We start from the raw sequence: 24,349 nt of genomic DNA on the forward strand, positions 1-24,349 counted from the left end.
GCGAACCTATGTCCGCGCCACCGGCTCGGTCAGCCGGCGCATGCTGCTCGTCGCGATCGCCTGGATCATGCTGCTGCTCGTCGGCGGAGGCTATGCGCTCGATCGCGTGCTGGTGACCACCGTCACGCGCAATTTCGACGATCAGCTCGATTATCTGCTCAAGGCGATGATCTTTACCGCGGAGATCGATTCCAACGGCGAAGTGATCAACAATCGCGAACTCGCCGACCAGCGCTTCCTCGAATATAATTCCGGCGCCTATTGGCAGGTCAGCGGCAAGGGCCACGAAGCCTATATTTCGCGATCGCTGTTCAACCGCAATCTGCGCACCGACAACCTGCACCGCGACAACGACGTCCACGTCTATGAGAGCCGCGAGATTCCCGGTCAGCTGCTCCGCATCGCCGAGCGCGACGCCAAGCTGCCCGGCTCAGACGTCCGCTGGCGCTTTCAGGTCGCGCAAAGCCGCGAGACGCTCGATACCCAGATCACTACGCTTCGGACCACGCTGGTGCGCAGCTTCCTGCTGCTCGGGTTCGGCCTGATGGTGATGGTCGGGCTGCAGACCTGGTATGGTCTGTTGCCACTGCGCCGCGTCCGATCCGAGATCGCCCGATTGCGCGCCGGCCAGTCGGCGCGGATCGAGAAGCCGATGCCTGCCGAAGTCGCGCCGATGGTCGAGGAATTGAATGCATTGGTCGAGCATAACGACCGCCAGGCCGAGGAAGCGCGCCGCCATGCGGGCAACCTCGCCCATGCCCTCAAGACTCCCTTGAGCGTGATCATGAACGCCGCCGCCGCCGGCCAGGCCGACCTGGCGCCCGCCGTGATCCGCGAGGCGCGGACGATGCGCCGCCAGATCGATCACCACTTGGCTCGCGCCCGCGCCGTCGGCCGCCGCGGCAGCGCGCATAGCCGCGCTGCGGTCTGGCCCTCAATCGAAGCGGTCGAGCGCGCCGTCGCCCGATTGTATCCGCAGGTCCGGATCGACGTGGACGGCTCCAAGGACCTGGTCGCGCATATCGAGCGCCAGGATCTCGACGATCTGCTCGGCAATCTGGTCGAGAATGCCGCGAAATATGGTGGCGGCAGCGTCTTCATTACCGCAGGGATTCAAGCCGGGTTCGTCGAAATCATGGTCGAGGACGACGGCAAGGGCATTCCCGAGGCCGACCGCATCCGCATCTTCGACCGCGGTGTACGCCTCGATAGCGGCAAGCCCGGCACCGGCCTCGGCCTCGCCATCGTTCGCGACGTCGCCGAGATTTACGACGGTACGGTCAGCCTGGAAGAGAGCGAGGATCTGGGCGGCCTCCTCGTGCGGTTGAGGCTGCCCGCCGCTTCCTGAGGCATCGGGCGGTTGTACGCCGCTGAGAAAGCTGCGACCACTGCGTAGCCGGCGGGTTTCCCTGCCGGATCAAGGGGGCACGCATGATAGTTCGCACGATCCTGGGCTCGGCTTTCGCGCTCGCCGCGCTTTCGGCATGCGGCGACAAGGCTGCGGACAATTTGTCGGCCCCGGCCAATGCGACTGCAGCGGTGCGGGAATGCCCCAAAAGCGTGGCGCCGCTTCCCATCACCGGCCTGTGCGAAGCCGAAGCCGCCGCGCTGCTGCTCTCGTCGCCCGGCGCGCAGCCCGCCCCCGAAGACTGTTTCTGGCGGGTCAGCGAGGCAAAGGTTCTCGAAGGCGCGCTGCTCTACCGCGCTGCGCAGTGCAAGGGCGGAACGGCGAAGGTCGAATTCGTCCCCGGCGCGCGCATGGCGAGCTTCGACTTGGTCGACACGCCCTATGGCCCGCAGGAAAAGCCCGAGACCATCGTCCAGATGCTGGGCGGCGACGATGCCAACGCAGCGATCCTCGCCGAGGCGCGCCGCCTGATCGAAGATCCTGCCGAGCGCGCCCGCTGCCAACTCCGCCCCGCCAAGATGGAGGGCTGGCCCACCGATGCGCTGGTCGTCGACGAAGTGCCTGCCCCGCCCGCCGACGGCATCCGATCGGCATGCGGCGAACTTGGCCTCGACGAAGGCTCGCAGACCTTCTGGCGTGTCGCCCAGGGGACCGCGTGGTTCTTCCAGTTGGGCCAGGAAAGCCCGGTGATCGATGCGGGTTCCTTCACGCTTGTGAGGCGCGACGCCGCCGGCAAGTGGGTCCGCACATAGGCTTGCGCAATTGTGTATTATTTATATAATACACTCCCATGCTGACCCTGCTACTTGCCCTTGCCACTCAGAATGTGCCCTGCGAGGCGCGTCTGCTCGCTTATGCCGACTGGAAGCCCGCGCCCGACCAGAAGTGGGACCTAACGCTGGCAGCGCCTGGCGAGGGGTCGCTCACGCTGATCGGCGCTGAGCATCTGCGCGATCCCGCCCACCCGCAATTCGCGCGCATCGCATCGGCGTTCGCCGCGACGAAACCCAGCCGCGTGTTCTTCGAGGGGCCCGACCGGGGCACTGCCGAAACTGCCGATGCCGCAATCAGCACCATGGGCGAATCGGGCTATGTCCGCTTTCTCGCCAAGGCCGCCGGGGTCCCGGCTGCATCGCTCGAACCCGGCCCGGTCGAGCAGCTCGCCGGCCTTCGCACCGGCTTCAGCGATGATCGGATCATGCTGTTCTTCCTGCTGCGCGAAACTGCACGGCTGCGTGACCGCGAAGGCAGATCGGGCGAAGCGCTCGATGCGGCGGTGACCGCTCTGCTCGCCAAGGCTGCGCCACTCATCGCCAAGGCCGGATTGCAGACCAGCATCGCGGATCTTGCCGGTCTCTCCGCGGCGGCGGAGCGCGAATGGCCTGGCCGCGATTGGCGCACACTGCCCGGTGACTGGTTCTCGCCGATCGCGCGCGACCCGCAAGCCGGTTTCCTGACCGCGATAAATGCGGCCGATAGCAGCTTCCGCAACGCGCACATGATGCGCCGCTTCGTCCATGCCGCATCGAAGGGCGAGAAGGTGTTCGTTCTGGTCGGCCGCAATCATGTGCCGATGCTGGAACCCGCGCTTCGCTGCGCCTTAAAACCCTGACCGTCGAGCGCGAATCTTCCCAATGTTCGCACTGACCAAGGCGGCCGAAAGTTGCCGCCACAAGTGCATCGCATCGACGGATTCAAAGAGCAGGCCGGCAGCACCAGCCGCCTGGGCCAAGCAAACCAAATCCTACATTGCAAGCGTAAAGCGCGTCATCGACCTTCATGATACTTGAAGGGCAAATGGGAGTTATCCGAGCGAGCGCACTGCCTCTGCGGCGATCGTCAGACTCTTCTTGCGCGCATCATGATCGAACATCGCGCTGGAGATCATAAGCTCGTTCGCGCCCGTTTTTTCGACGAACGCCGCGATCTCGCGCTTGATCTTGTCGGGGCCGCCGATCGCGCTGGCCGACAGGACCTGATCGAGCATCGCCATGCCCTGCCGGCCCAGGCTTTCGCGATAACCGGCGACCGGCGGCGGCATCTGGATGCCGCGCCCGGTGGTGCGGATCGCGACGAACGCCTGTTGCTGCGAGGAAGCCAGCAATTCGGCTTCCTCGTCGGTGTCGGCGGCGAACACATTGAAGCCGAGCATCAGATGCGGTTTGTCGAGGAATTCGGACGGACGGAAATTGCGGCGATACACGTCCGCCGCCTCCATCATCAGACCCGGCGCAAAGTGCGAGGCAAAGGCATAAGGCAGGCCGAGCGCCGCCGCGAGTTGCGCGCCGAAGGTGCTCGAACCCAGGATCCACAGCTTGACGTCCGCGCCCGCGCCCGGCGTCGCGCGGATGCCCGTGCGGCCATCGTCTGCGAAGTAGCTCTGTAGCTCCATCACGTCCTGCGGGAAGGCATTGGCATCGGTCTCGAGCGTCCGCCGAATCGCCTGCGCCACCTTCTGGTCCGATCCCGGCGCGCGACCGAGGCCCAGATCCACGCGCCCGGGAAACAGTGCATCCAGGGTGCCGAACTGCTCGGCGATCTGGAGCGGCGCATGGTTGGGCAGCATGATTCCGCCCGCGCCGACGCGGATCGTAGAGGTCGCCGCGCCGACATGGCCGATCACCACGGCGGTTGCCGCACTGGCGATCCCCTCCATCCCGTGATGCTCGGCGACCCAATAGCGGGTATAGCCCTGCGCCTCGGCATGGCGGGCCAGATCGGCGGCGTTGGCGAATGCCTGGGAGGCGTTCCCGCCCTGAATGATCGGAACGAGGTCGAGCAGCGAATATGCAGTCATGGACCAGCAGATGGGGTGCGCCCGCCGCCCTTGCCACCCCGCGCCGCAAACCTTACCGCGCGCCCATGAAAGCCGCGCTATCGCATATCGACAATTGGATCTTCGATCTCGACAACACGCTCTATCCGGCGAGCGGCGATCTCTGGTCGCAGATCGATGCCAAGATCGGTCAATATGTCCAGACGCTGCTCGATTGCGGCCCGGAGGAAGCGCACCGCATCCAGAAGGGCTATTTCCACAGCCACGGCACGACGCTCAACGGGCTGATGACCGAGCATGATATCGACCCGCATCATTATCTGCACGATGTGCATCAGGTGGATATGAGCGGCATCCAAGCCGATCTCGCGCTTACCGAGGCACTGGTCCGCCTGCCCGGCCGCAAGCTGATCTTCACCAACGCCGATGCGCCCTATGCAGCCCGCGTTCTCGAGCGGCTGGGCATGACCGATACGTTCGAAGCGATCCACGATATCCACACCACCGAATACCGCCCCAAGCCCGATCCCGCGGCCTATGCCGGTCTCCTCGCGGCCTATGATCTCGATCCCAGGCGCTCGCTGTTCGTCGAGGACATGGCACGCAATCTGAAGCCCGCCAAGGCGATCGGCATGACCACGGTGTGGATCGACAATGGCTCGGAGCAAACCGGCGACGCGGACCGCAGCTTCATCGATTACACCATCACCGATCTCGGAGCCTGGCTCCACGAAATCCTGGAGGACCAAGCGTGACTCTTGAAGTGACAATCGACGCGGCCTGGGAGGCCCGCGCTGGCCTAAGCACGGCCACGCAGGGCGAGGTCCGGGATGCAGTGAACGAGGCGCTAAACCTGCTCGACAGCGGACAGGCGCGCGTCGCGGAGCCGGTGGCGGATGGCTGGCAAGTCAATCAATGGCTCAAAAAAGCCGTGCTGCTGAGCTTCCGCCTGAACGACAACAGCGTCATGCCGGGCGGGTTCGACAAGGTGCCGCTCAAGACCGCGGGCTGGGATGATGCCCGCTTCCGCGAAGCCGGCTTCCGCCAGGTCCCCGGCAGCATCGTTCGCCACGGCGCGCACATCTCGAAGGGCGTCGTGCTGATGCCGAGCTTCGTAAACATCGGCGCCTATGTCGGCGAAGGATCGATGGTCGATGGCTGGGCGACGGTCGGCAGCTGCGCGCAGATTGGCAAGAACGTTCATCTGTCGGGCGGCGTCGGCATAGGCGGGGTGCTCGAGCCGCTCCAGGCCGATCCGGTGATCATCGGCGACGGCGCGTTCATCGGCGCGCGCGCGGAAGTGGCGGAAGGCGTCCGCGTCGGCAAAGGCGCAGTGCTGTCGATGGGCGTCTATCTCGGCGCCTCGACCAAGATCGTCGATCGCGCAACCGGCGAAGTGCATCGCGGTTTCGTCCCGCCATATTCGGTGGTCGTGCCCGGCACGCTTCCCGGCAGGGATGGCGGGCCGGGGCTGTATTGCGCGGTCATCGTCAAGACCGTTGATGCCCAGACGCGCAGCAAGACCGGGATCAACGAGCTGCTGAGGGACTAGACCTCCGTCACCCCCGCGAAAGCGGGGGCCCGCTTCTTCTTGGCGGAAAACGAAGAAGAAGCGGGATCCCCGCTTTCGCGGGGAAGCCGAAAGTGGGATGGTATCCGCATGACCGAACCGATGACCTATGGCCGCTATCTCGCGCTCGACCGGCTGCTCGATGCCCAGCACCCGATTTCGGAGCGCGATGACGAATTGCTGTTCATCATCATCCACCAGACGAAGGAGCTGTGGCTCAAGCAGATGCTAGTGGAAGTGCGCCAAGCGATCCGTCTGGTCCGCGGCGACAAGCCGGTGGAGGCGTATAAATCGCTCGCGCGCGTCAGCCGTATCCAGGCGGTGATGACTTTGAGCTGGGACGTGCTCGCGACAATGACGCCGTCCGATTATACGCGCTTCCGCGAAGTCCTCGGCACATCGTCGGGCTTCCAATCGGATCAGTTCCGCGCCGTCGAGACGCTGCTGGGGGTGCGCGGCGGTGGCGTGCCCGGGCCGCTCACCGATGCGGCGCTTGCCGAGCCGAGCCTGTGGGATGAGGCCAATGCCGCGCTCGCCCGCGCCGACTTTGCGCTGCCCGTCGAGCGCGACTGGGCGCAGCCTTATCAGCCGAGCAAGGCGGTGGAAGACGCTTGGGCGCAGATCTACCGCGACACCGATCGCTATTGGGAGCTCTATCAGCTGGCCGAAAAGCTGGTCGATGTGGACGACGCGCTCGCCACGTGGCGGCACAAGCATGTCATCACCGTCAGCCGCGTCATCGGCATGAAGATGGGCACCGGCGGCACCGCGGGCGTGCCCTATCTCGAATCGACGCTGTCGAAACGCGCCTTTCCCGAGCTCTGGTCGCTCCGCACCCAATTGTGAGCTACAAGCACCTTTTCCAGCGCGCGCTTGCCGCCGCGCCCGAGCGCCTCCATTTCGCCGCGCATTCGCACCATCTCTGGCCCGACGCGTCCTATGTCGGCCAGCTCGCCGCCTGGGACGATGCCGTCCGGCTGGCGGACCGCAAATGGGAGCGGGTGATGGGGGATATCTGGCCAGCCGCGCAGGTCCATGTCGCGACCGAGCTCAAGCTGCCCGACCCCGGCACCATCGTCTTCGCGCCCAACACGCATGATTTGCTGCTCCGCATCGTCTCGGCGCTGCCGAAGCGCCCGTTGTGCATCCTGACCAGCAATGGCGAATTCCATAGTTTCCGCCGCCAATCCGAACGCTGGGAGGAAGCGGGCACAGCCATTGTCGAACGCGTGCCGCTGGAGCGCATCGTCGAACGTGCGCGATCGGGCGAACATGATCTGGTCTTCGTCAGCCATGTCCAGTTCGGCACCGGCCATGTCTTCGACGGTATCGCCGATCTCGCTGCGCTCTCCCGCCCCGAGGGGCCATGGGTGGTGGTGGACGGCTATCACGGCTTCATGGCGATGGAGACCGACCTGTCCGCGGTTGCCGAGCGCATCTTCTACCTCGCCGGGGGCTACAAATATGCGATGGCAGGCGAAGGTTCGGCGTTCCTGCATGCGCCTCCGGGCTTTGGCGCGCGCCCCGAAATTACCGGTTGGTATGCAGAGTTCGACGATCTCTCGGCAGCGCCCGGCACGATCGGCTACGCGCCGGACGCGCGGCGCTACATGGGCTCGACCTTCGATCCTTCGGGCATCTACCGCTTCGTGGCAGTGCGCGACATGCTGGCGGACGAAGGGCTGAGCACGGGCGGGATCGCTGCGTATGTGGATGGCCTTCGCGCACAATTGCTGGCCGATCTCCCGCTGGAGGCCGATCTGCTCAACCCTGGCTCGCACGCCCGCTTCGTAGCGCTGCGCTCCTCCCATGCCCAAAGCTGGAAGGCCGAACTCGAAGCTCAGGACATCATCACCGATGTTCGCGGCGACGTGCTGAGGATCGGCCTCGGGCTATATCAGGATGCGCGCGACGTAGCCCGCCTGATCGAAGCGCTGCGGGACTTGCGATAAAAGCGACCGGGCGCGACGTGCCCGGTCGAGTTGGTGCCCCGTTAGCGCGCCGCGACCTGCTGAGCGCTGCGCGTGAGTTGCGCCGCAACACTCCGTCGGACTTCAGCGCGGCATTTTTCGATCTCGATGATTTGGTCGAACCGGGCGCCTGCATAGTACCCGCAGACACGCTCCGTTGCATGGGCGATGCGGCGATCGAATTTGGCGCGGCCCGTAGCGCTCGACAGATCGAGATCGGCGCGGCTGATGGTGACGGTGCGCTTTTGATCGCCGGCGAATGCAGGTGCGGCAACCAGCATGGCCGCAGTGGCGATCGGGGAAAGGAACCTGCGCATATGACTTCTCCTGTGGGGCCGGCAGGGGGTCTTCCGGCGTCCCCAGGAATTCGCATTGCCGCCTTGGTCGCGGGAGGATGACCATCTGACGATCACCTGATGAAATGCCGATGATTCGCCGATAGTCTTGATTTGCCGGGGCGCTTGCCTGGATGGAGGGCGGGTGCAGAGCCGTATCGACCTTGCCCATGAGGCACCGTTCCGCCTGGGAGCGCTGGAGGTACGCCCGGCGCTGCGCCAGATCGTCCGCGACGACGGAGTGGAGGAAGTGGTCGAGCCGCGCGTGATGCAGGTGCTCGTCGCGCTTGCCCGTGCCGACGGTGCGATCCTCAGCCGCGACGATCTCACCCGCACATGCTGGGAAGGTCGGGTGGTGGGCGAGGACGCGATCAACCGCGTCATCTCGCGCCTGCGCCGCTCGGCCGAAGGAATAGGCCGGGGCGCGTTTCGCATCGAGACCATCACCAAGGTCGGCTACCGGCTGGTCCAGGACGATAGTGAGGCCGTGCCGACCCCGCCGTCCACGGCATTGGCGAAAGCGCTGGCCGAATCGCACCGGCTGCGTCTCGATCGCCGGGCGATGTTCGCGGGAGCGGGGCTTGCCGTTCTCGGCGCCGGCGGCTTCTCGGCATGGGGGTATTTCACGGCGGACCCCGAGGTGCCACCCTCCGACATTGCGCCTCTGCTCGATCAGGCGCGGATCGCAACACGCCAGGGCACTACTGAAGGCGCCAACCAGGCAATGGGCCTACTTCGCCGAGCTACCGAGATGCGGCCGGATTATCCGAATGGCTGGGGCTGGCTTGCGATGAGCTATGCCGGCGCGGCGGGTGGCATGGCGCCCGAGAACGAGAGCGATTACCAGACCCGCGCCCGCGCCGCGATCGATCGCGCGTTCAAGCTCGACCCCGGCAACGCCTATGCGCGCTTCGCCTCCGCGATGCTCGACCGCCGTCTGGGCGCCTGGGTGCGTGACGAGCGCCTGGCCCGCGACATATTGAAGAAGGATCCGAGCAATGAGACCGCTCTGGCCTGGCTGGCCGGTGTCTTTTCGAATGTCGGACGCTGCGCCGAAGCGGCGGACAAGGTCGAGCAGTTGCACAAGCAGGGCAGAAACGATCCGGGCACGGCTTATAGCCGGGCAGTCGTCTTATGGTCGGCCAACCGCCTCGACGAGGCCGACCGCGCATCGAACGACGCGATCTCGCTCTACCCCTCGCATTTCGCGGTGTGGTTTACGCATTTCTATTTGTTGATGTACACTGGCCGGGCGGGTGAGGCGCTGGCGATGTCCAGGAAGGTGCAACAGCGCCCGCCGGGCTTTTCCGACGAGAATTTCGCGATGATCGAGCAGATCGCCCAGGCGATGCTGAGCCGCGAGCCCGCCCAGGTGAACGCCGCCATCGCCACTGCGCTCGATTGGGCGCATCGCGGGGCCGGCTATGCCGAGAACAGCATCCAGTTCGCGGCAGCGCTGGGCGATGTCGACACTGCCTTTCGCATCGCCGACGCTTATTATTTCGGCCGGGGCTTCCAGACCGGCGACAATCGCTTCCAGCCCAACCAGCGCGTCTTCACCCGCCAGCATAACCGCCGCACCCAATTGCTGTTCTTTCCGTCCACCGCCGCGATGCGCAGCGACCCGCGCTTCGGCAAACTGACCGAGCAGCTGTATCTCCAGCAATATTGGCAGGCATCCGGCACGCGGCCGGATTACCAGAAAGCCTAGCCGACCCTGGCAACGCCGAGCCGGGGGATGTCGATCTTCGGGCAGCGGTCCATTACTACCTTTAGCCCGGCTGCTTCGGCCCGCGCGGCGGCTTCCTCGTTGATCACGCCGATCTGCAGCCATACCGATTTGGCGCCCGCCGCGATCGCTTCGTCGACTGCATCGCCTGCCGCGATCGAACGGCGGAAGATATCGACCATGTCGATCGGCTCGCCGATCTGAGAGAGTTCGCGGAACACGAACTCGCCGTGAATATGCTCGCCGGTGATCTGCGGATTGACCGGGATGACGCGATAGCCGCGGCTCTGGAGATAGGCCATCACACCATAGCTTGGGCGATCGGGACGATCCGAGGCGCCGATCATCGCGATCGTGCGAGTCTCCTCGAGCAGCGCCTTGATGTCTTCGTCACGCGTCAGCGGCATGCGTCACCTCTTGAGCCAGTGATCCACCTTGTCGGCCAGTTCTGCAAACACCTGCGCTTCCGGCCCGTTCCCGGCGGCCGGGGGCGTGCCGGCATCGGAGGCGGCGCGGATCGCCATTTCGAGCGGGATACGGCCGAGGAACGGGATTTCCAATTCCGCCGCGGCAGCCTCTGCCCCGCCCTTGCCGAACGGATCGGATATCTCGCCGCAATGCGGACAGGCATAGCCGCTCATATTCTCGACAAGCCCGATGATTGGAATGCCGGCCTTGCGGAACAAATCGATCGCGCGGGTGGCGTCGATCAGCGCCAGATCCTGGGGCGTCGAGACGATGACCGCGCCCGCAGGCTTGTGCTTCTGGATCATCGTCAGCTGCACGTCGCCTGTGCCCGGCGGCAGATCGAGCACCAGCAATTCGGCCTCGCCCCAATCGCCATCGACCAATTGGCCGAGCGCGCCGCCGGCCATCGGCCCGCGCCACGCAATTGCCTGGCCCTCGGCAACCAACCCGCCCATCGACAGCAACGGCACGCCATAAGGCGTCTCGACCGGGAGCAGGGTTTTTTCGCGCGCCTTGGGCTTTACGCCCTCGACGCCCATCAGCCGCGGCTGGGAGGGGCCATAGATGTCGGCATCGACCAGCCCGACGTTCCGCCCGCGATTCTTGAGCGCGATCGCGAGATTCGCGGCGACTGTGGACTTGCCGACCCCGCCCTTGCCGCTGGCAATTGCGATCAGCCGCCGCGTGCGCCGCTCGCTGGTGAGCAACACGCGCACTTCGCGGACCCCGGAGACCGCGCCCGCGGCGGCCCGGACATCGGCCTCCAGTTCCTCGCGCGCGGCTTCGCTCAGGCCCGTCACATCGAGCACGATGCTGGCGCGGCCATCCTCCAGCCGGGCAGTCGCGCGGCCGGCGGCCAGGGGCCCCAATGCGGCCTGGATCGTTTCACTATCGCTCATTGTGGAGCCAGATAGGGACAAGAATGCCGCGTGCCACTGTAAATCCGCGCCGGCACCCCTATAAGTAGTTCCATGGTGAACCTTACGGGCTGGCTATCATGGGCCGGCGCTCTCAAAAACGAACCTCCCAAAAGTCCCTGGGGCGGCGGCTCCGGTAATGGCGGAGGCAAAGGCGGCGACGGCGACGGCAGCGGTCCGCGTAATCCCTGGTCGCTTCCGCCCGGCGGCAAGCGCCCCGGCCGCGGTGCCGCGACCACGCTCGACGAATTGCTCCAGCGCGCCCGGCGCGGCGGTGGCGGCGGGGGAATACCCGGCGTCCCGCAAGGCGCCCGCTTCTGGGGCTTCATCGTCGCGGGACTGATCCTCGCCTGGGTGCTGTTTACCTCGATCCATTCGATCGGGCCGCAGCAGCGCGCCGTGGTCCAGACGCTCGGACGCTTCTCGGGCACGCTCGAGCCGGGCTGGCGCTTCACGCTGCCGGCGCCGCTGTCGCTGGTCGAGACCGTCGACGTCCAGGCGATCCGCGACGAGAAATTCCCGGCCGGCGGCTCCGGCGAGAATCTGATGCTCACCGGTGACCAGAATATCGTCGATCTCGCTTATCAGGTGCAGTGGCGCGTCCGCAGCCCCTCCGACTATGTGTTCCAGGTCAAGGATCCGGGCGCGACCGTGCGCGATACGGCAGAAACCGCGATGCGCGCCGTCGTCGCCAATGCGACGCTCAACGACACGATCACTTCGGGCCGCGCCAAGATCGAGGCCCAAGTCATTGCGCTGATGCAGCAGATCCTCGACGAATATAATTCGGGGATCTCGATCCAGAGCGTGTCGATCCAGAAGGCCGCTGCTCCCCAGGCAGTGGATGAGGAATTCAAGCAGGTCACGGCCGCGCAGCAGCAGGCGCAGGCCGCGAAGAACAACGCCAATGCCTATGCCCAGCAGGTGCTTGCCGCCGCGCAGGGCGAAGCGGCGGAGTTCGACAAGATCTACGAGCAATACCGCCTTGCCCCCGAAGTGACTCGCCGCCGCATCTATTACGAGACCATGGAGCAGGTGTTGGCCAAGACGAACAAGACGATCGTTGAGGCACCGGGCGTCACGCCCTATCTGCCGCTGCCCGGACTCGCCCGCAAGGGCGCCGAGCCGCCTGCCGACAAGCCGGCTCAGGGAGCCCCGCGATGACTGCCCGCCTCTTCCGCAATCCGATCGCGCTCGGCGCGATTGCAGTGGTCCTGCTCGCGCTGCTCTTCGGCTCGTTCTCGATCGTGCCCGAGACTCGCCAGGCCGTCGTGCTGCGGCTCAACGAGCCCTATCAGACGGTCAACGCTTATAAGCCCGGCGAGCAGTTTGGCCGGACGGGCTCGGGCGTGCTGTTCCACATCCCGTTCGTCGATCGTGTCGTGTGGGTGGAGAAGCGCGTGCTTTCGCTCGATCTGCCCAATCAGCCGGTGCTGTCGACCGACCAGCAGCGCATCGAAGTCGATGCCTTTGCGCGTTTCCGAGTGACCAACCCGCTGCGGATGGCGATCACCGTCGGCTCGGTCGAGCGCCTGACCGAACGACTCCAACCGCTGTTCAGCTCAGCGCTGCGCAACGAGCTCGGCAAGCAGCCCTTCTCGGCGCTGCTCAGCGCCGAACGCGGCCCGGTGATGGATAATATCCAGCGGAACCTGCAGACCTTCGGCACCCAATATGGCGTCGAGATCGTCGATGTGCGGATCAAGCATGCCGATCTGCCAACCGGTTCGCCGCTCGACAGCGCTTACGAACGGATGCGGACGGCACGCCAGCAGGAAGCCGCGACGATTCGTGCCCAGGGCCAGAAGGATGCGCAGATCATCCGCGCCACCGCCCAGGCGCAGGCCGCGCAAATCTATGCCGCCGCGTTCAACAAGGATCCGCAATTCTACGACTTCTATCGTGCGATGCAGTCGTATCGGACCACCTTCCTCAACACGGCGACGGACAAGGGCGAGACTTCGATCATCCTCAGCCCGCAGAACAGCTATTTGAAGGAATTCATGGGGCAACGCTGATCGTGGCGGCCAAAAGCCTGTCAAAGCGTTCATATTCAATCGCCGTTCAGGAAATCGGCGCGAGAATAGGCCCCTAGATTTCATTTCGTCCTTCGAGAGGATTTACGCCTGTGCGTTACGCCTACGCCCTTACGACCGCCATTTTGCTGAGTGGCGCCGCCACTGCATTGACGCTGAACCAGCCTGCGGGCGCGCAGACCGCGCAGAACGAGCCAGGCACGATCCAGGCCAGCGCGCCGCGTGCCGGCGCGCCGATGAGCTTCGCCGACATGGTGGCCAAGCTGCAGCCGGCAGTGGTCAACATCTCGACCACGCAGCGCGTCAAGGTCGACAACGTCAATCCCTTTGCGGGCACGCCGTTCGAGCAGTTCGGGCCGCAGGGCGGCCCCACCACGCAGCGCGCCGAATCGCTGGGATCGGGCTTCATCATCTCGGCCGACGGCTATGTCGTCACCAACAACCACGTCATCTCGGCCGGCAACCAGAAGGGCGTCGTGGTCGAATCGATCACCGTCACTTTGCCCGATCGCCGCGAGTTCAAGGCCAAGCTGGTCGGCAACGACACGCTGTCTGACCTCGCGGTTCTCAAGATCGACGGCCAGACCAACCTGCCCTTCGTCAAGTTCGGCGATTCGACGGCGACACGTGTCGGCGACTGGGTGGTCGCGATCGGCAATCCGTTCGGCCTTGGCGGTTCGGTGACCGCGGGCATCGTCTCGGCGGTGCATCGCGCCGCTGGCCAGTTCGACCGCTTCATCCAGACCGACGCCTCGATCAACCGGGGCAATTCGGGCGGGCCGATGTTCGACCTGAACGGCAACGTCATCGGCATCAATTCGCAGATCCTGTCGCCCACCGGCGGCAATGTCGGCATCGGCTTCGCGATCCCCGCGGAGCAGGCCCAGCCGATCATCGCGACGCTGATGAAGGGTGTCGCGGTCAAGCGCGGGTATCTCGGCGTCGGCATCCAGCCGCTCACGCCCGATATCGCCGATGCCTGGGGCGTACCCAAGGGCACGGGTGAGATCATCGCCGATGTCCGTCCTGGCGAAGCTGCCGAGAAGGCCGGGATCAAGCGCGGCGATATCGTCGTCAAGATCGGCGGCAAGGACGTGACGCCCGATCAGACGCTGTCGAACCTCACTTCCGCGCTTGCGCCGGGCGCCCGCGTGCCCTTCCAGATCATTCGCGACGGTAAGCCGATCACGCTCAACGTGACGCTGGGCACCCGTCCGCCCGAGGATCAGCTGCGTCAGCTCGACCCATCGGACGAGAATTCGGTTCCGGAGGGCGATAGCAGTTCGATGGCCGCGGCCTCGCTGGGCCTGCAGGTCAAGACGCTGACGCCCACCGATGCCCGCCAGCTCGGCATGGATCCGTCGACGCGCGGCGTGGTCGTGCTCAACATCGCGCCCAACAGCGATGCCGCGAGCAAGGTCCAGCGCTTCGACGTCATCACCGAAGTCAACAACCAGCCGGTATCGACTGCCGCCGAGATCGCCGCGATCGTGGCGCAAGCCAAGCGTGCGGGCCGGCCCACGGTCGGCCTCTACGTCCAGCGCCGCGGCGGTGGCGGCGGCTATGTCGGGGTCGAGATCCCGCGCTGATCCGGCGATCGGTGGATTTTCAAAGGCGGGGGCCATGCCCCCGCCTTTTCTTTTGCCCCAATCGCCCGCTAATCCGGGATATCGCGTGAAGGAGTGAGCATGACGGCACAATCGATTTTCATCGGCGCAGCTGCGGGCAAGCCGATCGAACTCGTCCTGCGCCGCGCCAATCGCCACGGACTGATCGCGGGCGCCACCGGCACCGGCAAGACCGTCACCATCCAGGGCATGATCGAGGGACTGTCCGCCGCGGGGGTTCCCTGTTTCGTCGCCGATGTGAAGGGCGATCTCTCTGGGCTGGCCATGGCTGGCTCGCCCACTTCGAAACTGCATGCGACCTTTGCCGCCCGTGCTGTCGAGATCGGCCAGGCGGACTGGGCCTATGCCGACACCCCCGCGCAATTCTGGGACCTGTATGGCGAGCAGGGCCATCCCATTCGCACCACGGTCAGCGAAATGGGGCCGCTGCTCCTCGCGCGCCTGCTCGATCTCAACGAAGTCCAGGCCGGCGTGCTCACCATCGCCTTCACTCTTGCCGACAAAGAAGGACTGCTGATCCTCGATCTCGACGATCTCCAGTCGATGCTGCTCCACTGCGCCGAGCGCGCCGACGAACTGACTGCCACCTATGGCAATGTCTCGAAGCAATCGGTCGGCGCGATCCAGCGCGCCTTGCTGCAGCTCCGCTCGCAGGGCGGCGAGCATTTCTTTGGCGAGCCGGCGCTGTCGATGGCGGACTTCCTCGCGCTCGACGATAAAGGGCGCGGCGTGGTCAACATCCTCGCCGCCGACAAGCTCATGGCCAGCCCCAAGCTGTATGCGACCTTCCTGTTGTGGTTGCTTTCGGCTTTGTTCGAATCGCTTCCCGAAGTCGGCGACCCCGACAAGCCGGTGCTCGCTTTCTTCTTCGACGAAGCGCACCTGCTGTTCGACGACGCGCCCAAGGCGCTGCTCGACAAGATCGAGCAAGTCGTTCGCCTGATCCGCTCCAAGGGCGTCGGCGTCTATTTCATCACCCAGAACCCGATCGACGTGCCCGACACGATCGCCGGGCAGCTCGGCAACCGCGTCCAGCACGCGCTCCGCGCCTTTACGCCGCGCGATCAGGCCGCGGTCAAATCCGCCGCGACCACCTTCCGCGCCAATCCCGGCGTCGATGTCGAGACTGCGATCACCGAGCTCAAGGTCGGTGAGGCCTTGGTCTCGCTGCTCCAGGACGACGGCGCGCCCGCCCCGGTCGAGCGCGCGCTGATCAAGCCACCCGGCTCGCGCGTCGGCCCGGTCACGCCTGTGGAGCGCGGCGTGCTGATCCAGACCGATGCGGTCGGCGCGAAATACGATACGCTGATCGATCGCGAATCTGCCGAGGAATTGCTTGCGGCGAAGGGCGCCGAAGCCGCTGCGGCAGCCGCCGAGGCGCAAGCCGCCACCGACGCCGAAAAGGCAGCGGCGGCGCAGGCCAAGGAAGACGCCCGTCTGGCCAAGGAAGCCGAGCGCGCGCGGCTGGCGGGGCAGCGCGATGCCGACCGTCAGGCCCGGCTCGAACGCCAGGCGCAGCGCGACGCCGAGCGCGAGGCGGCCAACAACCCGTGGAACCGCGCGATCACCTCCGCCACGCGCTCGGCCACGTCGGCGGCCGGCCGCGCAGTCGCGGGCGAAGTCTCCAAGGCAGTCTTCGGCAAAAAGAGCGGCATCGGCGCGAGTGTGATCGGCGGCCTGGTCCGCGGCGTGCTCGGGGGCCTGTTCAAGGGCCGGTGAGCGCCCTCTAAATTCCTCCCCCGCAAGGGGGAGGAATAAGGGCCAACCTTAATTGATGTCCTGCCGGCGGAAGACCCAGAAGGTCAGCGCCGCCAGCCCGACGATCCACGCCACCAGCGCAAGCGCCGAAGTCGTCTGCGAGCATGCAACGACCGCGCCGCTGGCGAGCTTTACCTGGAACCCGACGCCATCCTGCATCCAGCTCGCGAAGTTATCGAGATGATAGCCGGGCAGCACGCGGTACAGGACCGAGAGCCATTCCATGCCATATGCGCTCAGCAGGCCGATGAGCTTGCCGAACAATTCGTCGAACGTGATCAGCACCAGCGAGACGATGAACGCCGCCAGCGTCGAGCGCGTCAGCACCGCGAGTAAGCTGGCATAGCCCGCAGTCAGCAGCAGCGGCATCAAGCCATCGAACATCGCCGCGCCATGCCCATGGAGGATTGCCGGCAGCGTCACGCCTGCCGGGATCGGCAGACCGGTCATTATGGTCTTGGTGTATTCCGCAGCGACGGTCATCACTGCGGCGAGAGCCCAGGCCAGATAAAGTAGGCCGAGCGCCACGAGATATTTGGATGCGATCAGCTTCCAGCGCGGCGTGTGCGGGAGCACCAGCTTGAGGGTGTTCCAGCCATATTCGCCGGCAAAGACCAGCGCGATATAGGCGGCGATGAAATAGCGGCCCAGCGACAGCCCGGAAATGTGCCAGACTATCACGGTCTCGTCGATCCAGCCCGCCGCCACGGCCGCGCTCTTCGACATGCCGGGTTCGGCGATCAGCCCGATCACCAGGATCGCCGCGAAGATGATCGGATAAATCCACACCAGCAACCATGTGCCCTTGTGCGGCAGCAGCTTGGTCCACTCGGCGGACACGATGTTACGCATGGGTCGTCTCCGTCTGGGTGATCGCGAGAAACGCTTCCTCAAGGCTGCGTTCGTGCGGCGCGATGCTGAACAGTTCGACGCCCGCGGCGATCAGCCGCCGGGCAATCTCGGGCGCATCGGCCTTGGCGGCGCGGACGCGGAGCGCGGTTCCGGCGATTTCGCACGGCCAGCTTGGCGCCAGCGTGGCGCGCGCGGTTTCCAATGGCGTCGCCACGATCCGCAGACTGTCCTCTTCGTGGAGGATGCCGGCCACGCTGTCCTCGCGGATCAGCACGCCGCGATCGATGATCGCCAGCCGATCGCAGGTCTGCTGGACTTCGTTGAGCAAGTGGCTCGACAGGAAGACGGTCTTATTATGCTCTTCGGCAAGGCTGCGGATGAGCGCGCGCATCTCCTGGATGCCGGCCGCGTCGAGGCCGTTGGCGGGCTCGTCGAGGATCACCAGATCGGGATCGTTGAGCAAGGCCGCGGCGACACCGAGCCGCTGGCGCATGCCGGTGGAATAGCCCTTAACCTTGCGGCCGCCATCGCGCTCGAGCCCAACCTGGGCGAGCAACGCATCGATGCGGCTTGCGTCGAGCCCCTGTGTCCGCGCGAGTACGTCGAGGTTCCGGCGCCCGGAAAGGAAGGGATAGAATGCCCCGCCATCGACCAGCGAGCCGACCTTGCGCGGCGGCTGGCCGAAGCGGAGATCCTGCCCGAATAGCCGGATCGTGCCCGCGGTCGGCGTGATCAGGCCGAGCAGCATCCGAATGGTCGTGCTCTTGCCGGCGCCGTTCGCACCAAGAAAGCCATAGACTTCGCCTGCGCCCACGGTGAGCGACACATCCTGCACCGCCCGCACGCCGCCACTCCGCCGGGCATAAGTCTTGCCCAGCCCTGCTATTTCCAGAACCGGCTGCCCATTTGATTGCACCACTTCGCTGCTCCTCCGCGCCGCTGTACCGGATAACTAGTACACCAATGCACACCCGTCAACGTGGAGAAATGACTATGCTTGGCGAACCGCCTCTGCCACGCTTAGAGGCTCAATATGACCAAGACCGCGACAGGCGGCTGCGACGACAGGGGATCGAATAATGGCAAGCGCACCCGAACGCCCGATGGCAGAACTCACGCTCAGGGCAGTCCTTCTCGGCGCGCTGATCACCGTGCTGTTCACTGCCGCCAACGTTTATGCCGGGCTCAAGGTCGGGCTCACCTTCGCCACTTCGATCCCCGCCGCTGTGGTTTCGATGGCGATCCTGCGCTTCTTCCGCGGCTCTTCGATCCTCGAGAACAACATCGTCCAGACCATCGCCAGCGCCGCAGGCACGCTGGCCGCGATCGTGTTCGTGCTGCCGGGGCTGATCATGGTCGGCTGGTGGTCGGGCTTCCCTTATTGGACGACCGTCGCAGTGTGCACCACCGGCGGCGTGCTCGGCGTGATGTTCTCGGTGCCGCTGCGCCGCGCGCTCGTGACCGGCTCGACGCTCCCTTATCCGGAGGGCGTGGCCGCTGCCGAAGTGCTCAAGGTCGGCTCGAACTCGCGCGTCGGCGATGCCGAGAATGCGCGTGGACTGCGCACGCTGATGATCGGGTCGCTCTTCTCGGGCGGCTTCGCCTTGCTCGCCAAGATGAAGCTGGTCGCCGAGGAAGCGGGCAAGAATTTCGCCGTCGGGGGCACCGCTACCGGCTGGTCCGCAAGCTGGTCGATGCTACTGATCGGCGTGGGTCATTTGGTCGGCATTTCGGTCGGTGTGGCGATGCTTTTCGGGATGCTGATTTCCTGGACGGTGCTGGTTCCGTGGTTCGCATCGGGCGGCGACATCGCCGGTGGCGTCGATGCGCTTGTCGGCGGCACCTTCCGCGGGCAGGTGCGCTTCATCGGCGCGGGCACGATCGGCGTCGCGGCGATCTGGTCGCTGCTCCGCATCATCCGCCCGATCGTCACCGGCCTGCGTTCGGCGCTCGCCGCATCACGCGCCCGCAAGGGCGGCGAGGCATTGGCTCTCACCGAGCGCGACATGCCGATCGGCGTGGTCGGGCTGGTCACCTTGCTGACCCTCGCGCCCATTGCCTGGCTACTGTGGGACTTCTCGGCGGGCGGGCCGGTGCATGACAATCCGCTGGCAGTGATCGGCGGATCTTTGCTCTACATTCTAATCGTCGGCGTGCTGATCGCGGCGATCTGCGGCTATATGGCGGGCCTGATCGGCGCTTCCAACTCACCGGTCTCGGGTGTCGGCATCCTTGCCGTGCTCGGCGCATCGCTGCTGCTGGTGCTGATCTTCGGCCAGCAGGCCAATGAGGCCGATACCAATGCGCTGATCGCCTATGCGCTGTTCACGACCGCGATCATCTTTTCGATCGCGACGATCTCGAACGACAATCTCCAGGATCTGAAGACCGGTCAGCTCGTCGGCGCGACTCCGTGGAAGCAGCAGTTCGCGCTTATCCTGGGTGTGATCTTCGGCAGCCTGGCGATCCCGCTGGTGCTTGATCTGCTTAAGAACACGCTCGGTTTCGTCGGCATGCCCGGCGCCGGGCCGAATGCGCTGTCGGCACCGCAGGCGGCCTTGATCTCGTCGATCGCCAAGGGCGTGCTCGGCGGCGATATCGATTGGGGGCTGATCGCGCTCGGCGCCGGCATCGGTGCGGTCGTGATCCTGATCGACGAGCTGCTCGGTAAGAGCGGCAAGATGCGCCTGCCCCCGCTCGCGGTCGGCATGGGTATCTATCTACCGATGGCGCTGACGTTGCTGATCCCGGTGGGCGCGGCGATCGGCTATCTCTACAATCGCTGGGCCAAGCGCCAGGCCAATCCCGAATTCGCCGAGCGGATGGGCGTGCTGGCGGCAACCGGCCTGATCGTCGGCGAGAGCCTGTTCGGGGTCGCCTATGCCGGCATCCTCGCCTGGGCGAATCGCGATTCGCCGATCCCGCCGAACGATGCCCCGCTGGCGCTGATGCCCGCGAGCTTCGAGCATATCGCGCTATGGATCGCGCCCCTGCTGTTCTTCGGGCTGATCTGGGTCGCTTATACCGTGACCAGGCGCATGGTCCGCAGCACGCCGCCGGCGAGTGAGCCGCCGGTCGATCAGGATATCGCCAACTTCCGATGACCTTTCTTCCTCCCTCGCTTTAGCGGGGGAGGTGGCAGGCCGAGGCCGACCGAGGGGCTTGGCCGCAGGCGATATCGCTCGCTGAGAGGCCCCCTCCTCCACTTCGTGGTCCCCCTCCCCCGCTTTGCGAGGGAGGAAAGGCGCTCAGCCCATCTGGTCGAGGATCGACTGGATGGGCACGAAGGCGAAGGCGACCGAGCTGTCGGCGACGCCATAAGGGATGAACAATTTGTCCCCATGGCGGATCGCGCCGCAGGTATAGACCACGTTGGGGACATAGCCTTCGCGGTCCTGGTCCGCGGCTGCGATCAATGGCTCCTTCGAGCGGGCGATGACCTTGGAGGGGTCGTCCTTGTCGAGCAGGGCCGCGCCGATCGAATATTTGCGCATCGCGCCGACGCCGTGGGTGAGCACCAGCCAGCCCTGATCGATTTCGATCGGCGGCCCGCAATTGCCCATCTGGACTAGCTCCCACGGATATTCGGGCTTCATCAACAGCTCGCCACCTTCCCAATTGGTCAGCGTGTCCGAGGCGTGGAGGAAGATGTTCTCGCCGTCCTGGCGCCCTAGCATCATATATTTGCCGCCGACCTTGCGCGGGAACAGCGCCATGCCCTTGTTGCGGGCGGCGCTGCCGGTCATCGGCACCAGATCGAAACTGCGCCAGTCGCGGGTGCGCATCAGCTCGGACTGGATGACCGAGCCATTATAGGCGGTGTAGGTCCCGATCCATTCCTCGCTGCCGTCTTCATGGTGGAAGTGGCAGATGCGCAAATCCTCCAGACCATTCGACTGCGCCTTGGTGATCGGAAAGATGACGGTGCCGGAAAGCGTCGAATCGCGGTGTCGGAAAACCGTCACCGGCCCCTCGGGCATCTGCGATTCTTCTTCCTCGCGCGCATCGGCGGCGGTGGCGAAGGGCGGCTCGGGGGCGAGAGTCAGTTCGTTTCGATCAGTGATGATGCCTTCGCGAAACGCCACCGACGAAATGTGCCCCTCGCCCACAGCGCGAAGACTCATCAGGATGCGCAGGCTCCCGCGCGGCATGCCGGTCTGGTCGTAATGCGGCACGGCGCTGGGGTTCATCAGCGCGGCGGCGGCATAGCTATATTCGTGGCAGAAATAGGCGCCGATCAGCTGGCGCTTCTCGTCGCCGATCTCGGCCCCGTTCAAATCGAGCAGGCCCTCGATCTCGTCATAGCGGGTCATGAACACGCGGCGCGTCTGCCAGTGGCGTGCCTCGAAATCCTTGAGAACCACTTCGAGCTGCTGGCCTGCCTCTGCCGGCGTCATCTGCAGGACGTTCGCGACCAGCCGCTCGCTGCGGCTCGGCCCGGAGCCGTTGGATGCCCAGGCTATATGAAACGGCCGCACCACCACGCGCGACGGGTCTGCCCGCAGTCGCAAGTCGTGATTGATCAGGTCGAGCATCGCACCCCCGGAAAGCCGAACAACGGCCGGCTAACCCCAATCAGGCGACGGCGCGCTCCGGTCCTGCCACGATTTTTGCAGACTTTGAAAGAGCCGAAATCGCGCAATTGGCGAGTTGGAGGGCCAAAATTGACTCTGCGCCCTGATTGCGGTTCAATCCGTGCGGCATCAGCCCGTCGAAGCAGCCGCCATCCTTGGCAGTGGCGAGCGGCATCTCAAGGTCGTTCGCGCCGAGATACCAGCGATAGGCCCGGGTCGCTTCTTCAACCCAGCGCGCGTCGCCGGTGATCTCATGCGCCGCGACACAGGCATCGACCGTGGCCTGCGCCTCGAGCGGCTGCTGATCGAAAGGCAGCGGATCGGCATAGGGCCGGCCGAAGCTCTCGGTACCAACCGCGCGGAAGCGGCCTTCAGGTGAAGTCTGGCGCTCGCAGATCCATTCGAGCGTCTCAAGCCCGACGCTGACGAACTCGCTGCGACCCAGCGCTTGCCCGGCGCGAAGCAGCGCCTCGGGCAAACGGGCATTGTCGTATGCCAGCACGATTTCGAACCAGCTCCATTCGGGGCGGCGGGCGCCGTCGAGCAGCTGGATCAATTCGCCGCCGAACCGATCGAGGATCTCGCGGCACAAAGCATGGCCCGGATGCGCGTCGAGCATCGCCGCGGCACCGAGCATGGCGAACGCGCGGGCGCGGGGGCTGCCGAGATCGAGCGCGATCGAGGCAGTGACGTCGAACAGGGTCGAGGCCCAGTCGCGATGCTTCTGCATGCGGGCGTCGCGCGCGGTGACGCCGAGCGCCCAGAGCGCGCGGCCGTTCGAATCTTCGGAGCCGACGTCTTCGCACCAGGTCCGGTCGAAATTCATGAAGTTGCGGAAGCGCCGTGCATCGGGGTTCCACGCATATTGGACGAAGGCGCCGAACACCGTGGTCCATTTGTCGCGCAGGGTCTCGTCGAGATCGTCGATCTGACACATCAGGATCAGCGCGCGGGCATTGTCGTCGATACAATAGCCGTGGCGGCGATCAGGCACCGAATAGATCGAATGCTGGAGCATACCGGTCGAATTGCTCATCCGCTCGACAGCGGCGATATCGGGCTTGAGCGCAGTGAGATCGAGCGTGGACTTGAACAAGCGGCGTGGCTTGGATGCCAGCACCTGCTGGAGCTCACCCATCGCGCGCTCGGCCAGGCGCGGCCACAGCATCGTGCGGCCACGCGCATACGCCCGCTCGGAAAGCGCGACCCGCTCGCCGGCATTGGTCAGCAGGCGCCCGATTTCGCAGGCGAACCCGGCCGAATCGCGGAATTCGACGAGCACGCCATGCCCTTCGCTGAGGATTTCGGTGGCGTGGACATAAGGCGTGGAGACGACGGCCTTGCCGACACCGACGGCATAGGAAAGCGTGCCCGAAGTGATCTGCGCGGGGTTGTGATACGGCGTCGCATAGATGTCCGCCGCCTGCAGATAATCGATCAGTTCGTCATATTCGACAAAGGCATCGATGAACTCGACATGGTCGGCAACGCCGCGGTCCGCCGCAAGCGCCTTCAGCCGGTCGCGATAGACTTCGCCCTCATGCGCGACGAGATTGGGGTGCGTCGCGCCGAGCACGACATAATGAGCCTTGGGATGCTGCGCGACGATCTCGGGCATCGCATCGATCATCGTCTCGATGCCCTTGCCCGGCGCAAGCAGGCCGAAGGTGAGGATGACGTCGCGGCCCTGCCAGCCGAATTCGGGCTTGAAGAGGTTGGGATCGGCGAAGGCACGATCGGGAACGCCGTGGGGGATCATCACGACCTTGCGGTCTTCCACGCCGTGCACGCGCTTGAGGATCTGACGGCCCTTTTCGGCCATCACGATCACGCGCGAGGAACGGCGCAGCAGTGCCTCCATCACCCGGCGTTCATCCTCATTGGGGCGCTCGAGCACGGTATGCAGCGTGGAGATGACCGGGATCGACAGCCGATCGATCAATGCGATCAGGAATTCGCCGGCCGGCCCGCCATAAATGCCATATTCGTGCTGGACCCACAGCGCCTGCGCGCCGCTCGCCTCGATCGCACGCGCAGTTTCGAGATAGGCGCTGCGCTCGTCCTGCGGGATCGCGGCAGTGACCGCTTCGGGATAATCGTAGCGCCCCGGATGGTCGTCCATCGCGTAGACATCAACACGAAGATCGGGATAGCGCTGCTTGAGCGCGTTGTACGTATCGGTCGTGAAAGTCGCGAGCCCGCACTTGCGGGGCAGGAAATTGCCGATGAGCGCAACGTGATTGATGTCGGTGCCGATCATCAGGAGTTTCATCCTTTCGCTAACGCACATTAATAATCAGGCAGGTTAGGCGTAATCGCCTGCTTTCC

Annotated in this window: 21 protein-coding genes; 13 read left to right on the forward strand and 8 right to left on the reverse strand. The window is 65.2% G+C overall.

Going from position 1 to position 24,349, the window contains the following annotated elements; translation table 11 throughout:
- The first annotated feature begins 40 nt into the window (after positions 1–40).
- From ACZZZM_RS00970 to ACZZZM_RS00980, 3 genes are all read left to right on the forward strand, one after another.
- Positions 41–1,348 (forward strand): sensor histidine kinase, encoded by a 1,308-nt coding sequence (locus ACZZZM_RS00970; protein WP_463596355.1) that lies wholly within the window; start codon positions 41–43, stop codon positions 1,346–1,348.
- An 83-nt stretch (positions 1,349–1,431) separates the two neighbouring features.
- Complete coding sequence (locus ACZZZM_RS00975; RefSeq protein ID WP_463593239.1) at positions 1,432–2,160, forward strand: hypothetical protein; 729 nt, start codon at positions 1,432–1,434, stop codon at positions 2,158–2,160.
- A gap of 38 nt (positions 2,161–2,198) precedes the next feature.
- Positions 2,199–3,020: a hypothetical protein gene (locus ACZZZM_RS00980; RefSeq protein WP_463593240.1), complete on the forward strand. Its 822-nt coding sequence runs from the start codon at positions 2,199–2,201 to the stop codon at positions 3,018–3,020.
- Positions 3,021–3,212: 192 nt separating this feature from the next.
- Here the strand turns inward: ACZZZM_RS00980 and ACZZZM_RS00985 are convergent, their stop codons facing one another.
- On the reverse strand, positions 3,213–4,205 hold the full coding sequence (locus ACZZZM_RS00985; protein WP_463593241.1) for an LLM class flavin-dependent oxidoreductase: 993 nt from the start codon (positions 4,203–4,205) through the stop codon (positions 3,213–3,215).
- Positions 4,206–4,270: 65 nt separating this feature from the next.
- Here ACZZZM_RS00985 and ACZZZM_RS00990 point away from each other — a divergent pair, with 65 nt between their 5' ends.
- From ACZZZM_RS00990 to ACZZZM_RS01005, 4 genes are all read left to right on the forward strand, one after another.
- Entirely contained in the window at positions 4,271–4,939 is a 669-nt protein-coding gene (locus ACZZZM_RS00990) for a pyrimidine 5'-nucleotidase (RefSeq protein ID WP_463593242.1), read from the forward strand.
- The gene (gene dapD / locus ACZZZM_RS00995; protein WP_463593243.1) at positions 4,936–5,736 is read left to right on the forward strand and encodes a 2,3,4,5-tetrahydropyridine-2,6-dicarboxylate N-succinyltransferase; all 801 of its coding nucleotides are present in this window, start codon (positions 4,936–4,938) and stop codon (positions 5,734–5,736) included. The genes ACZZZM_RS00990 and dapD overlap by 4 nt, the downstream gene beginning before the upstream one ends.
- 108 nt (positions 5,737–5,844) lie before the next feature.
- A complete protein-coding gene (locus ACZZZM_RS01000; RefSeq protein ID WP_463593244.1) occupies positions 5,845–6,600 on the forward strand; it encodes a tryptophan 2,3-dioxygenase in 756 nt (251 codons plus the stop codon).
- Positions 6,597–7,706 carry an aminotransferase class V-fold PLP-dependent enzyme gene (locus tag ACZZZM_RS01005; RefSeq protein WP_463593245.1) on the forward strand — a complete coding sequence of 370 codons (1,110 nt, stop codon included), beginning with the start codon at positions 6,597–6,599 and terminating at the stop codon, positions 7,704–7,706. Before ACZZZM_RS01000 ends, ACZZZM_RS01005 begins: the two co-directional genes overlap by 4 nt.
- A 41-nt stretch (positions 7,707–7,747) precedes the next feature.
- Here ACZZZM_RS01005 and ACZZZM_RS01010 read toward each other — a convergent pair whose 3' ends face one another.
- Positions 7,748–8,041, reverse strand: a complete 294-nt coding sequence (locus ACZZZM_RS01010; protein WP_463593246.1) for a UrcA family protein — start codon at positions 8,039–8,041, stop codon at positions 7,748–7,750.
- 163 nt (positions 8,042–8,204) lie between these two features.
- Here ACZZZM_RS01010 and ACZZZM_RS01015 point away from each other — a divergent pair, with 163 nt between their 5' ends.
- Positions 8,205–9,770, forward strand: a complete 1,566-nt coding sequence (locus ACZZZM_RS01015) for a winged helix-turn-helix domain-containing protein (RefSeq protein WP_463593247.1) — start codon at positions 8,205–8,207, stop codon at positions 9,768–9,770.
- Here the strand turns inward: ACZZZM_RS01015 and ACZZZM_RS01020 are convergent.
- Complete coding sequence (locus ACZZZM_RS01020; protein WP_463593248.1) at positions 9,767–10,195, reverse strand: CoA-binding protein; 429 nt, start codon at positions 10,193–10,195, stop codon at positions 9,767–9,769. The genes ACZZZM_RS01015 and ACZZZM_RS01020 overlap by 4 nt on opposite strands.
- A 3-nt stretch (positions 10,196–10,198) precedes the next feature.
- Positions 10,199–11,155, reverse strand: coding sequence for an Mrp/NBP35 family ATP-binding protein (locus tag ACZZZM_RS01025; protein ID WP_463593249.1), 957 nt, complete (start codon positions 11,153–11,155; stop codon positions 10,199–10,201).
- A gap of 72 nt (positions 11,156–11,227) precedes the next feature.
- Here ACZZZM_RS01025 and hflK point away from each other — a divergent pair, with 72 nt between their 5' ends.
- The 4 genes from hflK to ACZZZM_RS01045 all read left to right on the forward strand — a co-directional run bounded on the left by hflK (position 11,228) and on the right by ACZZZM_RS01045 (position 16,556).
- Positions 11,228–12,337 (forward strand): protease modulator HflK, encoded by a 1,110-nt coding sequence (hflK, locus tag ACZZZM_RS01030; protein WP_463593250.1) that lies wholly within the window; start codon positions 11,228–11,230, stop codon positions 12,335–12,337.
- Complete coding sequence (gene hflC, locus ACZZZM_RS01035) at positions 12,334–13,191, forward strand: protease modulator HflC (RefSeq protein ID WP_463593251.1); 858 nt, start codon at positions 12,334–12,336, stop codon at positions 13,189–13,191. The genes hflK and hflC overlap by 4 nt, the downstream gene beginning before the upstream one ends.
- A gap of 110 nt (positions 13,192–13,301) precedes the next feature.
- Complete coding sequence (locus ACZZZM_RS01040) at positions 13,302–14,798, forward strand: Do family serine endopeptidase (RefSeq protein WP_463593252.1); 1,497 nt, start codon at positions 13,302–13,304, stop codon at positions 14,796–14,798.
- 99 nt (positions 14,799–14,897) lie between these two features.
- Positions 14,898–16,556, forward strand: a complete 1,659-nt coding sequence (locus ACZZZM_RS01045) for a helicase HerA-like domain-containing protein (protein ID WP_463593253.1) — start codon at positions 14,898–14,900, stop codon at positions 16,554–16,556.
- A 48-nt stretch (positions 16,557–16,604) separates the two neighbouring features.
- On the opposite strand, the gene ACZZZM_RS01050 is transcribed toward ACZZZM_RS01045, so the two are convergent.
- Entirely contained in the window at positions 16,605–17,447 is an 843-nt protein-coding gene (locus ACZZZM_RS01050) for an ABC transporter permease subunit (RefSeq protein WP_463593254.1), read from the reverse strand.
- Positions 17,440–18,366 (reverse strand): ABC transporter ATP-binding protein, encoded by a 927-nt coding sequence (locus ACZZZM_RS01055; RefSeq protein WP_463593255.1) that lies wholly within the window; start codon positions 18,364–18,366, stop codon positions 17,440–17,442. The genes ACZZZM_RS01050 and ACZZZM_RS01055 overlap by 8 nt, the downstream gene beginning before the upstream one ends.
- 160 nt (positions 18,367–18,526) lie before the next feature.
- Between ACZZZM_RS01055 and ACZZZM_RS01060 the strand changes: the two genes are divergently transcribed.
- Positions 18,527–20,551 (forward strand): OPT family oligopeptide transporter, encoded by a 2,025-nt coding sequence (locus tag ACZZZM_RS01060; RefSeq protein WP_463593256.1) that lies wholly within the window; start codon positions 18,527–18,529, stop codon positions 20,549–20,551.
- 144 nt (positions 20,552–20,695) lie between these two features.
- Here the strand turns inward: ACZZZM_RS01060 and ACZZZM_RS01065 are convergent, their stop codons facing one another.
- The gene (locus ACZZZM_RS01065; RefSeq protein ID WP_463593257.1) at positions 20,696–21,982 is read right to left on the reverse strand and encodes a glycoside hydrolase family 130 protein; all 1,287 of its coding nucleotides are present in this window, start codon (positions 21,980–21,982) and stop codon (positions 20,696–20,698) included.
- 40 nt (positions 21,983–22,022) lie between these two features.
- Complete coding sequence (locus tag ACZZZM_RS01070; RefSeq protein ID WP_463593258.1) at positions 22,023–24,293, reverse strand: glycosyltransferase family 4 protein; 2,271 nt, start codon at positions 24,291–24,293, stop codon at positions 22,023–22,025.
- Positions 24,294–24,349 lie beyond the last annotated feature (56 nt).

This window comes from Sphingomonas sp. AC522 (assembly GCF_979258125.1).